The organism is Ferrimonas lipolytica (genome assembly GCF_012295575.1).
GTDB classification, from domain to species: Bacteria; Pseudomonadota; Gammaproteobacteria; order Enterobacterales; family Shewanellaceae; genus Ferrimonas; species Ferrimonas lipolytica.
In genome coordinates, this window is the sequence record NZ_CP051180.1 from 2,632,576 (window position 1) to 2,645,991 (window position 13,416).

General features: G+C 50.5%; 14 protein-coding genes. 2 read left to right on the forward strand and 12 right to left on the reverse strand.

Annotated elements, in window-relative coordinates; translation table 11 throughout:
• Nucleotides 1–16 precede the first annotated feature (16 nt).
• A complete protein-coding gene (locus HER31_RS12065) occupies nt 17–337 on the reverse strand; it encodes an ArsR/SmtB family transcription factor (protein WP_168660821.1) in 321 nt (106 codons plus the stop codon).
• A 307-nt stretch (nt 338–644) separates the two neighbouring features.
• Between HER31_RS12065 and HER31_RS12070 the strand changes: the two genes are divergently transcribed.
• Together HER31_RS12070 and HER31_RS12075 are read left to right on the forward strand one after the other, a co-directional pair.
• Nucleotides 645–1,448, forward strand: a complete 804-nt coding sequence (locus HER31_RS12070; protein WP_168660822.1) for a ParA family protein — start codon at nt 645–647, stop codon at nt 1,446–1,448.
• 334 nt (nt 1,449–1,782) lie between these two features.
• Nucleotides 1,783–2,151, forward strand: coding sequence for an MmcQ/YjbR family DNA-binding protein (locus HER31_RS12075; protein WP_168660823.1), 369 nt, complete (start codon nt 1,783–1,785; stop codon nt 2,149–2,151).
• A gap of 276 nt (nt 2,152–2,427) precedes the next feature.
• Here HER31_RS12075 and HER31_RS12080 read toward each other — a convergent pair whose 3' ends face one another.
• The 11 genes from HER31_RS12080 to HER31_RS12130 form a co-directional block, all read right to left on the reverse strand.
• The gene (locus HER31_RS12080; RefSeq protein WP_168660824.1) at nt 2,428–2,901 is read right to left on the reverse strand and encodes a phosphatidylglycerophosphatase A family protein; all 474 of its coding nucleotides are present in this window, start codon (nt 2,899–2,901) and stop codon (nt 2,428–2,430) included.
• Nucleotides 2,898–3,881 (reverse strand): thiamine-phosphate kinase, encoded by a 984-nt coding sequence (gene thiL / locus HER31_RS12085; RefSeq protein WP_238786819.1) that lies wholly within the window; start codon nt 3,879–3,881, stop codon nt 2,898–2,900. Before thiL ends, HER31_RS12080 begins: the two co-directional genes overlap by 4 nt.
• Nucleotides 3,882–3,940: 59 nt before the next feature.
• Nucleotides 3,941–4,360 (reverse strand): transcription antitermination factor NusB, encoded by a 420-nt coding sequence (gene nusB, locus HER31_RS12090; RefSeq protein ID WP_168660825.1) that lies wholly within the window; start codon nt 4,358–4,360, stop codon nt 3,941–3,943.
• A gap of 19 nt (nt 4,361–4,379) precedes the next feature.
• Nucleotides 4,380–4,850: a 6,7-dimethyl-8-ribityllumazine synthase gene (gene ribH, locus HER31_RS12095; protein WP_168660826.1), complete on the reverse strand. Its 471-nt coding sequence runs from the start codon at nt 4,848–4,850 to the stop codon at nt 4,380–4,382.
• Between the two features lie 279 nt (nt 4,851–5,129).
• On the reverse strand, nt 5,130–6,233 hold the full coding sequence (gene ribBA / locus HER31_RS12100; protein WP_168660827.1) for a bifunctional 3,4-dihydroxy-2-butanone-4-phosphate synthase/GTP cyclohydrolase II: 1,104 nt from the start codon (nt 6,231–6,233) through the stop codon (nt 5,130–5,132).
• Nucleotides 6,234–6,248: 15 nt separating this feature from the next.
• Complete coding sequence (locus HER31_RS12105) at nt 6,249–6,902, reverse strand: riboflavin synthase (protein ID WP_168660828.1); 654 nt, start codon at nt 6,900–6,902, stop codon at nt 6,249–6,251.
• 5 nt (nt 6,903–6,907) lie between these two features.
• Nucleotides 6,908–8,023 carry a bifunctional diaminohydroxyphosphoribosylaminopyrimidine deaminase/5-amino-6-(5-phosphoribosylamino)uracil reductase RibD gene (gene ribD / locus HER31_RS12110; protein WP_168660829.1) on the reverse strand — a complete coding sequence of 372 codons (1,116 nt, stop codon included), beginning with the start codon at nt 8,021–8,023 and terminating at the stop codon, nt 6,908–6,910.
• Nucleotides 8,023–8,475, reverse strand: a complete 453-nt coding sequence (gene nrdR / locus HER31_RS12115) for a transcriptional regulator NrdR (RefSeq protein WP_168660830.1) — start codon at nt 8,473–8,475, stop codon at nt 8,023–8,025. The genes ribD and nrdR overlap by 1 nt, the downstream gene beginning before the upstream one ends.
• A 128-nt stretch (nt 8,476–8,603) precedes the next feature.
• Nucleotides 8,604–9,860 (reverse strand): serine hydroxymethyltransferase, encoded by a 1,257-nt coding sequence (gene glyA, locus HER31_RS12120; protein ID WP_168660831.1) that lies wholly within the window; start codon nt 9,858–9,860, stop codon nt 8,604–8,606.
• A 270-nt stretch (nt 9,861–10,130) separates the two neighbouring features.
• Nucleotides 10,131–11,570: a class-II fumarase/aspartase family protein gene (locus HER31_RS12125; RefSeq protein ID WP_168660832.1), complete on the reverse strand. Its 1,440-nt coding sequence runs from the start codon at nt 11,568–11,570 to the stop codon at nt 10,131–10,133.
• A 56-nt stretch (nt 11,571–11,626) separates the two neighbouring features.
• Complete coding sequence (locus tag HER31_RS12130) at nt 11,627–13,405, reverse strand: flavocytochrome c (protein ID WP_168660833.1); 1,779 nt, start codon at nt 13,403–13,405, stop codon at nt 11,627–11,629.
• Nucleotides 13,406–13,416: the final 11 nt, after the last annotated feature.

Consider the following 13,416-nt stretch of genomic DNA (forward strand, 5'->3'; position numbering starts at 1 on the left):
ACCACTTAGGTTATTGCTAACCCATCATGGCAACTTGGGCTTGTACGTTATTGCTGATTACCTTCTCGATACACCCAAACAAGCTGTTCAGGCATGGGGTTTCGAGCCGATAAAATATCTGTTTGCCGTCACGGCGCTTACTAACGATGCCCACATTCTTCAATACCGACAGATGCTTCGACACCGTTGAAATATCGGCATTAACGCCATCAGTGAGATCACAGACACAACGCTCTTGCTGCTGCAACTGCTCTACCAACCATAATCGGGTTGGGTGTGCTAACGCCTTAAGCACCTCGGCTCGAGCGTTTAATTGCTGTTGTTGTTGTTCTGTCATCGGGTTTCTCCTACTTTCTCATTTGGCATAATGACCAAGTGTTATTTTAGACGCAACCACGCAGAGCAGCGAATCGAGTTCGCTATCCATTTTTGCGATCAAGATAAAAAATTGCGGTTAAATCGCGAACTAACCGCATCAAATGCGGCGAGCAAACCTCTCGCGCTCGTTGCGGTGGCGAACACTCTTATGAGCTGCATTCGTTTGTGTTCGATCAACATCTTTATGCCGTGGTTAAGATACAGTAGAGTGAGTATTTTATGGTCAAACCGTTGACGTGATTGACTCATTAAGCAAAGGACAATGCATGAAAAGAGTGGTGTTCAATCAAAAAGGTGGCGTAGGTAAATCCAGCATTAGCGTCAATCTGGCCGCAATCAGCGCCGCGTTTGGGCTGAAGACGCTGGTTATTGATCTTGATAGCCAAGCTAACAGCAGCCATTACTTGGGGTTCGATCAAACTCAACCACAACGTGCTGCAGGTATCAGCGACTTCCTTAAACAAACCGTTGGCTGGTTTGCCTCGCCCAAAGAGGCTATCGACTTTGTCCAACCTACTCAGTTTGAAAACCTGTATCTATTGGCTGCAAGTCCAGAGCTTGCCGATATTGAACGGGAGCTGGAAAGTCGCTACAAAATATTTAAGATTCGAGATGCACTGACTGAACTAGAGCAGCAATTCGATCGGATCTACATCGACACCCCACCGAACTTTAATTTCTATTCTAAGTCTGCCCTCATTGGCGCCGACAGCGTATTAATCCCATTCGACTGTGACGGTTTTTCAGCTCAAGCCATCGATCACCTTATGGCCAACTTACTTGAGCTAAAGAGCGACCATAATCCCGGATTGACGGCGGAAGGCATCGTTGTTAACCAGTTCAACCCACAAGCTAAGTTACCGCAGCAATTGGTCCAGCAACTTATTGCGAATCAAGGGATCCCGGTTTTAGATAGCAAACTGTCTAGCTCGGTGAAGATGCGCGAGTCTCATCACGCCCAAACCCCATTGATCTACCTTGCCCCTAAACACAAACTAACTCAGCAATTTGTGCAACTATTTGCTCTGCTTGAGCCGGAGTTTATTGTTGCCGATGCCACCGAAGAGTGACGATAACGGACGCTAAAAATAGATTAGGATTGAGGCCCCCCTTTGCCCACACTAGGAAGGGCTGTGTCGCAGTTAGCTGTTGAAGTTTATCTTAAGCCTTCGGCTTCACCGATTTCGGAGCTTTTAGGGGACTCTGTCGCGGTTTGTATGCATTAGGGGGGAGCTTCGCCCCCTTTGCCTTAGGTCGCACTCCAAAACGCTTCGCTGAACTGCTCCAATGCGGCAGAAGATCAATAGCGGTAGTGTTTTACCCTTGTATCGCGACTCGACTAGCCAGTGCTTTAACAGCCTTGGAAAGAACAACACTTAATTGGTACACAGCCCTAGGAAGCGCATGACCTACGACCAATTCAATCAGTTATGTCAGTCACTGCCAGCCAGCTCCTACGTGATGCAATGGAATAACGCCCATGTATGGAAGGTCGGCGACAAGGTCTTTGCCATCGGCGGCTGGAGTAACGATAAGAGTAAGCCGGCGTTTATCTTTAAGGCGTCGGAGCACAACTATCTATTTCTCAGCGAGCAGCCGGGATACCGACCAGCGCCCTATTTTGCAACCAGAGGAATGAAGTGGATCCAGCACTTCGATAGCAGCCCAAGTACCGACGAGGAGCTACGCTATTACCTGACTGAGTCTCATCGGATCGTCTCGCTGGGGTTAACCAAAAAGAAACAGCGGCAGCTTGGCCTCAATCAAAGCTGAGGTTAGCTTGAGACAAAAACTATCGAATTCTCTGCTGGTTGAGCAAATATTAACTACGCTTGGTATTACACTAAAGTGCAATATCACCAAATGGCTTAGGAAGATATCGTGGCTTTAATTAACCCAGTTGCAAAGAGACACAGAATGAAAACTTTTGAATTTTGCTGGTTACTATTTAAGACACTTGTTAGCGTGATCGTACGCTAAGCCGTTAGTGTCCCCCCACTAGAAAGCAAAAAGCCTGACCGAAGTCAGGCTTTTTAGATCAAGTTGCAGCTATAAGTAGTAGGCTAACGCTTGCACTACCGCCAGACCAAAGAAACCCGCTAAGACATCATCAATCATGATACCAAAGCCACCATGGACATGACGGTCTAGTAAGCGAATAGGCCAAGGCTTAATGATGTCAAAAAAGCGAAAGGCGATGAAAGCAATTAGCCACCAGTGCCAACCACTTGGCAATGCCGCCATAGTAATCAGCATACCAACCACTTCATCCCACACAATGGCAGGGTTGTCGTGCTCGCCCATGTCTTTGGCAGTACGATCGCACAGGTAGATGCCGACTATGCCCATCACCGCTACAATCCCGGCGTAGGCAACTAACGATAGCTCCTGCATCAGCAGGAAAAATGGGAAAGCCGCTAAGGTACCAAAGGTACCAGGGGCTTTTTTCGCGAGTCCCAACCCAAAGCCAAAAGCCAACAGGTGAATTGGATTAGCCATTGAGATCCCAGCAAAACGACTCATTGCAGCTCCTCAAAATGGTTATAACCGGTGCTAGCCACCGACATCACCTCGCTATCTTGGCGATAAGTGATGCTATTGCCAGCAACCACCTGCCCAATACAGATAGCCTGATTGCCCGTTTCGGCCATCATGGTAGATAGCGCGCCGTTATCACTGTCAGAAACCATAAACAGCAGCTCATAATCTTCACCACTACTTAGCGCATGTTGCAGCGCTTGTTCACGGCCAACCAACTCAATCAAGGTTGGGTTCAACGGCACCCGCTCTAACTCAATCTGTGCACCGACGCCGGACGCTTCCAATATGTGGCCCAGATCGGAGCTTAAGCCATCAGATAGATCCATCGCTGCAGTAGCAATACCACGCAAAGCGATACCAGCGGCTAAACGAGGTTTTGGGGTAAGGTGACGATCAATAAACGGTTGCCATTGCGCTCCCGTTTCCTTGGCGTACAGCGCTTGTAGCCCTGCTCCACTGTCACCCAATGCACCAGTCACGTAGATCCAATCACCAATCTTGGCGCCATCGCGACGCAAGCTGCGTCCTTCAGGTACAGTGCCATGAATGGTAACGGTGAGGCTTAATGGCCCGCGGGTAGTGTCACCACCGACCAACGAAACGCCATAGTAATCACTGGCGTACTCGAGACCTTTGGCAAACTCATCCAACCAATCTTCGTCGATCTCTGGCAACGTAATTGCCAGCGTCATCCAAGCTGGTTCAGCCCCCATTGCCGCTAAATCACTGAGATTTACCGCCACGGTTTTGAAAGCCAGCTTTTCAGGATCGATGTCCGGGAAAAAATGGGTACCGCTCACCAAAGTATCGGTGGAAACCACCAAGTGATGGCCAGTAGGTACAGCGAGAACAGCGCCATCATCCCCAACCCCGACAACCACATCCTTACGGTTACGGCGGAGGGTAAAGAAGCGCTCAATTATAGAAAATTCACCAGTACTCATAACGTCAGACGGCCACATCGTAATGTGGCCGTACTCCTTGTCGTCACTACGTGCCTAATGGCACTTAGACAAAACGGTTAGCCTTTTTGACGATTCAATGAGATAGCGAGCTTATCCAGCACACCATTCACGAATTTATGGCTCTCTTCAGCGCCAAAAACTTTCGCCAACTCGATCGCTTCGTTGATAGCCACTTTGTATGGCACATCGTCACGATACATCAGTTCATATGCGCCCAAGCGCAATACCGACAGCTCTAAGTTGTCTACTTCTTCAACCAAACGGGCCAAGTTAGGCTTCAGTTTGGTATCTAAGTTATCTGCTTGGTTAGCAACGCCAGCCAGCAGTTCACGGAAGTAGGCTACATCAGCACCACTGGTATCTTGTTCAGTTAAGAACTCTTGCTCTACATCGGCAACGGGATTACCGCTCATCTGCCAGGAGTAGAGGGCCTGTACCGCCAGTTGACGGGCTTTACGACGCTCAGAAGGCTTCACACAACTCTCCAATCAGGCCTTAGTCGGCCAGCTGGTTTAGGACATTAACCATCTCTAGCGCACCCAGGGCAGCTTCACCGCCCTTGTTACCAGCTTTGGTACCGGCGCGCTCGATGGCTTGCTCAATGGTGTCTACAGTTAGCACCCCGAATGCTACTGGAGTATCAAACTCTAGCATCACTTGGGCCAGTCCCTTGTTACACTCACCTGCGACAAAGTCGAAGTGTGGCGTACCGCCGCGGATCACTGCACCCAGTGCCACGATGGCATCAAATTCACCTTTCGCTGCCAAGCGGCGTGCCGCCAATGGCAGTTCGAAGGCACCCGGTACACGCACAACAGTGATGTCTTCGTCGTTTACTTGGCCGAAACGCTTAAGGGTGTCGATAGCACCTTCGGTCAGGCTGTCCACGACAAAGCTGTTAAAACGGGATACCACCAAGGCAATTTTAGCGCCTTTGGCTTCGATGTTACCTTCGATAACCTTCATATTATTTCCATTTTCTATCTTAGAGCCCGTTAACGGGCAAAAAAGTGGCGACATAATAGCACAACGGGTATAAAAATTTACGCCCGTTGAACATATACCAACTACATTAAATTGTTGTTCAAAGCAGTGGCCCTTACCAGTGTTGAACCGGCGCCGATTAAAACCAACCTCGTTGGCATGACCAAAACCCGCTGTAAAGCTACTATAGCGCTGTTTGGAAGCCTTGACCGAAGCCGGTTTTATCTCAGCTGATTGAGCCTAGAATTATAAACTTGCTGCCTATTCGTGAATGTATTCAACCACATCCAAACCAAAGCCAGAGAGCGAGTGATATCGTGTCTGGCCAGACAATAAACGCATCTTAGTTACACCAAGATCCGCCAAAATTTGTGAACCGACACCAACAGTACGCGGTGCCTCATGAGCTGGTCGTTGGCCAATCTCGTTACCGGATTGCAAACGTGCCAGCTGTTCAATCTGCTCGAGCATATCTTGCTCTTGATGCTCACGCCCCACCAACACCATGACACCACCTTCAGCAGCAATCTTGGCCATGGCGTCTTCAATCGGCCAGCTACTCGCGCCTTTATGGGTTGCTCCAAGTAGATCACGCAGTGGATCCCCAAGGTGAACGCGCACTAAGGTCTCCTCGCCGATCTCACCTTTTACCAAAGCAACATGCTGTTGGTTGTCGATGGTGTCGCGGTACAGGGTTAACTCAAACTCACCGTGTTTGGTCGGTAATTTACACTGAGTCTCTTTAACGATGGTGGTTTCATTGTGGTTACGATACTCAATCAAGTCCGCAATGGTACCCACTTTCATGTTGTGCTCAGCGGCAAACACTTCCAACTCTGGGCGACGGGCCATGGTGCCGTCTTCATTCAGAATTTCAACAATCACTGCAGCGGATTCAAAACCAGCCAAACGCGCCAAATCAACCGACGCTTCAGTGTGGCCAGCACGGTTAAGGACGCCGCCATCTTTAGCACGCAACGGGAAGATGTGCCCAGGCTGAACTAAATCAGCAGGTGATGCATCTTTGGCTACCGCCGCTTGAATAGTAACCGCCCGGTCGGATGCAGAGATCCCAGTGGTTACACCTTGGGCTGCTTCAATCGATACAGTGAACGCGGTGGCAAACTGTTCGGTGTTGCGGCTCACCATCTGGTGCAACCCCAACTGATCGCAGCGATCTGCGCTCATTGGCATGCAGATCAGGCCACGACCAAAGCGGGCCATGAAGTTGATTGCTTCTGGAGTCACGGCTTCAGCGGCCATGATCAGATCACCTTCATTTTCACGATCTTCATCGTCCATCAAAATAACCATCTTACCTAGACGGATATCTTCGATAATCTCTTCGATGCTGTTAAGCGCCATGGTGATAGATTCCTTTTACTTCACAAAGCCGCTACGGGCCAAAGTCTCGAGAGTTAAGCCAGACGCAGGCACATCAGCTTGTGGCTGCATCAATTTTTCTAGGTAACGGGCAATCAAGTCCACCTCAAGATGAACACTATCGCCCGGCGTTAAATCAATTAATGTGGTTTCGCCAGCGGTATGCGGCACGATGGTTAAGCGAAAGCGCGCCCCATCAACTTCATTAATGGTGAGGCTAACACCATCGACGGTTACCGAGCCTTTGTGCGGCAGGTAACGGCCCAATTCTGCTGGCGCTTGGATCCAAAACTCAATCGCTCGAGCTCGCACTTCACGACGCTCGACGGTAGCAACGCCATCAACGTGGCCACTAACCAAGTGACCGCCTAAGCGAGTGCTTGGGGTTACCGCCCGCTCTAGGTTGACCTTATCACCCACATTGGCACTGGTGAACTTAGTCAAGTCGAGGGTTTCAGCAGACACGTCGGCAACGAAATGGTCAGCCCCCATGCTCACCACGGTTAAACACACACCGTTGGTGGCGATGGAGTCACCCAATTGCACGTCATCTAACGGCAGCTTGCCGGTGGCGATGGTCATATGCAGATCGCCGCCGCGATGTTCCATTTTGCGAATGTTGCCAACCGCTTCAATGATTCCGGTAAACACGTAGTTTATCTCTCCCGTCGGGTTAAGCTCAGGCGCAAATCGCCGCCAACCAGACGTATATCGTTAAATTGCAGGCTAACCGCTTCGGTCATCTGCGCAAATTCAGGCAGCTCAAGTAAGCCTCGAGCTGGATTGCCCATAAGCTTAGGCGCTTGATAGAGCACAATTTCATCCCACAGCTCCGCCTTAATAAAGGCCGCTGCAAGGCTAGCACCAGCTTCCACCAGTACCTCGTTAATGCCGCGCTTGCCCAGCTCCATCATCAGCAAGATTAAGTCGACCTTGCCGTTATGAGGAGCACTACGCCAGGTCGACACCGCTTCAGGCCATTGGCACTGATATTCTTCGGTTGTGGCCAGCAATATCTCGCCTTCGCACTGCAGTAATTGTAATGGCGGTGCTAAACGAGCCCGTCCATCAATTACTACCCGCAAAGGTTGCTGTAACTGTTGTGGCTCTAGTTTAGCTTGCCAATGCCCTAGTTGGCTGTGACGTACGTTCATTGATGGGTCATCAATAAGCACTGAATCGGCGCCAGTGATAATTGCGTCACAGCGAGCTCGCAGCCGTTGTACGTCTTGTCGAGCCTTTGGACCGGTGATCCATTTCGACTCGCCGTTAGCCAAAGCCGTGCGGCCATCAACCGAGGCCGCTAATTTAATGGTGACAAATGGGAAACCAGTCCGCATCCGTTTAATAAAACCAGGGTTAAGCGCTTCGGCTTGTGCCTGAAGCAGCCCGTGACTAACCTCGATGCCGGCATTTTGCAGCATCTTTAGACCACGACCAGCAACCTGTGGATTGGGGTCAACCATGGCCGCAACCACACGGGCGACGCCAGCCTTAATAAGTGCTTCAGCACAGGGTGGCGTACGGCCGTAATGACTGCATGGCTCTAGGGTAACGTAGGCGGTAGCACCACGAGCGGCATCGCCAGCGGCGCGCAAGGCATGCACTTCCGCGTGTGGCTCACCCGCTTTCAGGTGCGCGCCTTCACCAACAACTTGATCACCTCTAACAATAACGCAGCCAACCCGAGGGTTTGGCCGCGTTGTCAGCAACCCGCGCTTAGCCAGTTGCAGTGCTCGAGCCATGTGCTGAGCATCAATGGTTGAAAACATTAGCGTTTGTCCAAACTGGCAATCACTTCCCCAAACTGGGCAAGATCGTCAAAGGCACGATAGACCGAGGCAAAACGGATATAGGCAACCTTATCCAGCAACAACAATTGCTCCATAACCAAGTTGCCCAACATATCGGATCCCACTTCACGTTCACCGGTGGCACGCATGGCTGACTTAATCTTAGAGATGCTTTGCTCAATCAGCTCTGAGCTGACCGGGCGCTTCTCTAAAGCACGGAGGATCCCGCGACGAAGTTTCTCTTCATCAAAGGGCTGGCGCGTACCGTCGGTCTTAATCAAGCGGGGCATTACCAACTCGGCGGTTTCAAAGGTGGTGTAGCGCTCGTGGCAGGTAAGGCACTCGCGACGACGGCGCACTTGATGACCGTCTGCAACCAACCGAGAATCGATCACCTTGGTGTCTGTGGCTGCACAGAATGGGCAGTGCATGGCGCCTCCGCTAATGGAATTTATGCATTGAAATTATTGCAGATCATACCGAATTTTACTTTGCTCGGTAAGTTCGAAAAATAAGAAAGCCCGCTCAGTTGCGGGCCTTTAATCTAACTAAAGTAATTTTATGCGTAAACTGGGTAACGTTTACACAACTCAACCACTTGAGATTTAACTCGCTCAACCACGGTTTCATCACCAAAGTTATCGAGAATGTCACAGATCCAACCGGTCAGCTCACGGGCTTCTGACTCAGCAAAACCACGGCGGGTTAACGCCGGAGTGCCAATGCGTAAACCTGAGGTGACAAACGGGCTGCGCGGATCATTTGGCACCGAGTTTTTATTCACGGTGATGTTGGCGCGGCCAAGGGCAGCATCAGCATCTTTACCGGTAATATCTTTGTCGATCAGATCCAACAAGAACAGGTGATTCTGAGTACCGCCAGAAACGATTTTGTAACCACGGTTAATAAACACGTCGGCCATCGCTTGAGCGTTCTTCACTACTTGTTTTTGGTAGATCTTAAACTCAGGCTGTAACGCTTCTTTGAAGGCCACAGCCTTCGCTGCGATAACGTGACACAGTGGGCCACCTTGACCGCCAGGGAAAACAGCAGAGTTCAGCTTTTTGTAGATGGTTTCATCATCAATTGCTGACAAGATCAAACCGCCACGTGGACCCGCTAAGGTTTTATGGGTGGTGGTGGTAACTACATGCGCGTGTGGCAGCGGGTTCGGGTACTCACCTGCGGCAATCAAACCGGCGACATGAGCCATGTCTACAAACAGATAGGCGCCAACTTCATCAGCGATCTCACGGAATTTAGCCCAATCAACGATGCCAGAGTATGCAGAGAAACCGGCGATGATCATCTTCGGCTTATGTTCGATCGCCATAGCGCGCACTTCGGCGTAATCGATCTCGCCACTTTCAGGGGTAATACCGTACTGCACCGCATTGTAGATCTTGCCAGAGAACGATACCGAAGCACCATGAGTTAGGTGGCCACCGTGAGCCAAACTCATGCCTAGAACAGTATCGCCAGCATTCAACAGCGCCATAAATACCGCGGAGTTAGCTTGTGAACCTGAGTGTGGTTGCACGTTCGCGTAGCTAGCACCAAACAGTTCACAGGCACGATCGATGGCCAGTTGCTCAGCCACATCCACGTGCTCACAACCGCCGTAATAACGCTTGTTTGGGTAACCTTCAGCGTATTTATTGGTTAGCTGCGAACCTTGCGCTTCAAGTACACGCGGGCTGGTGTAGTTTTCAGAGGCGATAAGTTCAATGTGCTCTTCCTGACGCACTCGCTCTGCTTCCATCGCATTCCACAACTCCGGATCGAAATCGGCGATGTTCATCTTTTTTTCCAGCATTCCTTTACTCCGTGGATCAGACAGTTGGCTATTTGTAATTTGTGCGCGGATTGTACTCCGATGTTTTTTCGAACCCAAGGACAAGGTGAGCAACCTCACTGTTCTCATGAGCGACCATTAACATTGGCAATCGCAGTATAACCTTCACCATAAACGTGCCATTAGTAAAGTTCGGCTATCCCGAGCTAGGATTGATGCCGCTAGCAACAACAAGCCACCATGCTTTACGCATCGTGGCTTGATTTGGATTACCGTTAGCAGCGCGATTTATTACTGATGGTGTTTACGCACCGCAGCTACCGCTCGTTCGATAATCTGCTCAGATTGACCGAGATAGTTTTCTGGCGCCAAGATTGCGCTGATGGCCTTGGCATCAAAGTGTTGACTCAACTGTGGATCAGTGCGCAATACCTCTGCCAGATCACTGCCTTTGTCGGCGTTTTTAATCGCTTTTTTCACAAGGCTGTAGGCGTCAGCACGACCAACTTTATCAACCATCGCGTTCATCACTGCTTCAGACATAACAAAGTTATTAGAGTCGGCGAAATTATCCAGCATCACCTGTTTATTAACGATTAACTTAGAGAACATTCGTTGGGCTCGCTCAAGCGAGGCGTTAGTCGCCATAAATGACTCTGGAATAATGGACCATTCAACAATCCATGGCGCTCCTTGGCGAGCATCGTTATGGCTCATTATTTGCGGTGCCGCAGAGTTATACATCGCGCCAAGGCGCGCTAGGCCGCCCATAAACTCAGACGCTCGCGGATTACGCTTATGCGGCATAGTTGACGAGGCGCCGCCCTCCCCCTCTTTCAGCTCGTTAATCTGGGTACGGCTTAGGGTATTCACGTCAATTGCGACACGCCCTAAGGTGGCATTAACCAACGCCAACGTCTGTACCGTTTCCGCAAAGGTATCGCGGCTCGGGTTCCATGGCGTTAACGGCGTTTGCAACTGCAGTTTGTTGGCAATCTTTTGCTGCAGGACCAAACCTTGATCGCCAAATGGCGCCAAGGTGCCAACGGTAGAACCAAATTGCAGCTCTAACCGACCTGCCACCTCATCCAATCGAACCGAGTGGCGGTGCAGCTCTCCAATATAGGTGGTTAGGTGCAACCCAAAGGTAGTAGGGATCGCATCTTGGCCGTTGGAGCGGGCGATCATGATGGTGGCTTGGTGTTCCTCAGCCAAATCCGCCAGCTGCAAAATCAATCCGCGCAAGCGCACCTGCGTCGCGTCAATTGCCGCTTGCACCTGCATTACGGTTGCAGAGTCCATGATGTCTTGAGTGGTTGTACCAAGGTGCAAGTAGTTAGCCACCTCACTGCCGCCAGCCTTTTTAACCTGACCGACCACCCCTTTGATGCCTCGGCCAACCTTATTGGTTTGCTGTTGCAGTGCAGCCATATCAATGTTGTCGATGGTCGCTGCAGCGGTAATGGCCTCAGCCGCGCTAACAGGAATAATGCCCAGCTCGGCTTGCGATTGCGCCAACGCAATTTCTACTTGTAGCCAGTAGTTCACCAATGCCGTATCGCTAAATACGTTACGGATCTCCGGGGTGCTAAATAGGTCGCCATAAATGGCTGAGTCGTACACGCTGACATTGGTGGCGTTAGCGCTATCGACGCCAGTGGCTTGTGCCGGTGCAATCACACTTAAGGTGGATAGCAGTGCTATCGAAGTGGCAATCAGTGTTTTTTTCATAACAAGTACTCCGTTGCGGTACCACTTGGTACCGCAAACTCTTAGCTATAAAGGAATTATTTGATGTATTTAGCCGCTTGCTCGCCGGCAAGACGCCCAAAGGTAACGATGTCTGAAATGGCATTACCACCCAAGCGGTTGGCACCATGCACACCACCAGTTGCTTCGCCAGCAGCGTATAAACCTTTAATTGTTTGGCCTTGTTCGTTTTGAACTTCTGCCCGATTATCGATGGTCACTCCACCCATGGTGTGGTGCACCGCCGGGGTAACCTCTAACGCGTAATAAGCGCCTTGGTTAAGCGCACGAGGTAGATTCGGGCGCGCAAAATCGAGATCTTTACCGCCTTCCACCAAGCTGTTGTAACGCTTTACCGTGGCCGCAAGTTGGGCTGCATCGATATCCAATTCAGCAGCGATCTCGCTCAACTGTTGTGATTCCGACACAATCCCTAGCGCAATATAGCCTTCAATTTTTTTCAGTGATTTACGCACCGAATCATCAAACACCAAGAAGGCACTGCCACCTTTTTGCTTAAGAATGGCTGCGGCGGCAACATCACGAGTGGTGATCTCATTAACGAAACGGTTGCCATCTCGGTTAACTAAAATCGCACCATTACCACGGACCGCTTCGGTAATCATTACGCCGCCAAGCGGTGAATAGGTCGGGTGCGCCTGTACGTATTCAAGATCGGTCATACTGGCACCAGCATTGGCTGCCACATCTAAGCCATCACCAGTCGCTCCGGGATGGTTAGTTGCAGCAAACCCTTTTAGCTTCGGATCATGATGAGCAACACGTTCGTTGTTTTTAGCAAAGCCACCGGTTGCTAAAATTGCCGCCTTGGCTTCAATCCAGTAGTAACCGGTATGGGCGCCTTTGACCAATAATCCGCGAACCGAACCGTCTGCATGCTTCAATATCTCGACCGCTCGGGTGTTTAAGCGCATATCGATATCGCGTGTAACGGCATTGTCATACAGTACCTGCACCACATGAGCACCAACCCCAGCACCACCGGTTGGGCGGTGTGAACGGTTAACTGATGCGCCTCCCATGCGGCCAACGTCTTTGAGATCCGCGCCCATTGCGGTTAACCATGCAACCGAACCGGCAGAGTTGTTCGCCAGTATGTCGACCAATGCTGGATCGTTTTTGCCGTAGCCACCTTTCATGGTGTCTTCCACCATGATGCTGACCTTGTCTTCAATACCTAGGGCATCTTGCGACGCCGACTCTGCTGCATTCATGCCGCCAGCAGCAAGCTTAGCGTTGCCACCTATCACCGGTTCTTTCTCGACCAACACCACCTTTGCACCGGCATCAAATGCCGCTACTGCGGCAGAAAATCCAGCGCCACCAGAACCAATTACCACAACATCGGTGGATAATGCTGGTGCACCAGCAAGTACTTGCTGTCGCTGTTGTTGCTCGAGCGCAAGCTCAGCAATGGTTGGCTCATCACGTTGCCATTTACCACCAAATGGCAGCTCAAACTCAAAGCTATGACAGGAATCGCAATAGGTTACCGACTGCTCATGGCCCATATGACAAGTGGTGCAAGACGGTTCGCCGGGAAGATGAGAATCATGGGCGTTAACATGGTGGCGTTGGGTCTCTTCAGCCACTTCCGCTAGGCTGCCGTGACAGCTTGCACATTGGCTGTTTTCAACGCTCAAGTTATCGTCGATAGGTTGGTTATTGTCGACATGACATGCCTCACAACCAAGCTCTTCGGCATGGAACTCAGCTAAATTATCAACGGCATTAGCGTTGACTGCTAGTGCAGCAAGAATGCCACCAACAACAAGTGAATAACGAAACGGTTTCATAACGATGAGTC

What these genes read in the sequence shown, in the direction of transcription:
- HER31_RS12065 (WP_168660821.1), bottom strand. Translation starts at nt 337, where the DNA reads ATGACAGAACAACAACAACAGCAATTAAACGCTCGAGCCGAGGTGCTT.
- HER31_RS12070 (WP_168660822.1), top strand. Translation starts at nt 645, where the DNA reads ATGAAAAGAGTGGTGTTCAATCAAAAAGGTGGCGTAGGTAAATCCAGC.
- HER31_RS12075 (WP_168660823.1), top strand. Translation starts at nt 1,783, where the DNA reads ATGACCTACGACCAATTCAATCAGTTATGTCAGTCACTGCCAGCCAGC.
- HER31_RS12080 (WP_168660824.1), bottom strand. Translation starts at nt 2,901, where the DNA reads ATGAGTCGTTTTGCTGGGATCTCAATGGCTAATCCAATTCACCTGTTG.
- thiL (WP_238786819.1), bottom strand. Translation starts at nt 3,881, where the DNA reads ATGTGGCCGTCTGACGTTATGAGTACTGGTGAATTTTCTATAATTGAG.
- ribH (WP_168660826.1), bottom strand. Translation starts at nt 4,850, where the DNA reads ATGAAGGTTATCGAAGGTAACATCGAAGCCAAAGGCGCTAAAATTGCC.
- ribBA (WP_168660827.1), bottom strand. Translation starts at nt 6,233, where the DNA reads ATGGCGCTTAACAGCATCGAAGAGATTATCGAAGATATCCGTCTAGGT.
- ribD (WP_168660829.1), bottom strand. Translation starts at nt 8,023, where the DNA reads ATGTTTTCAACCATTGATGCTCAGCACATGGCTCGAGCACTGCAACTG.
- nrdR (WP_168660830.1), bottom strand. Translation starts at nt 8,475, where the DNA reads ATGCACTGCCCATTCTGTGCAGCCACAGACACCAAGGTGATCGATTCT.
- glyA (WP_168660831.1), bottom strand. Translation starts at nt 9,860, where the DNA reads ATGCTGGAAAAAAAGATGAACATCGCCGATTTCGATCCGGAGTTGTGG.
- HER31_RS12125 (WP_168660832.1), bottom strand. Translation starts at nt 11,570, where the DNA reads ATGAAAAAAACACTGATTGCCACTTCGATAGCACTGCTATCCACCTTA.
- HER31_RS12130 (WP_168660833.1), bottom strand. Translation starts at nt 13,405, where the DNA reads ATGAAACCGTTTCGTTATTCACTTGTTGTTGGTGGCATTCTTGCTGCA.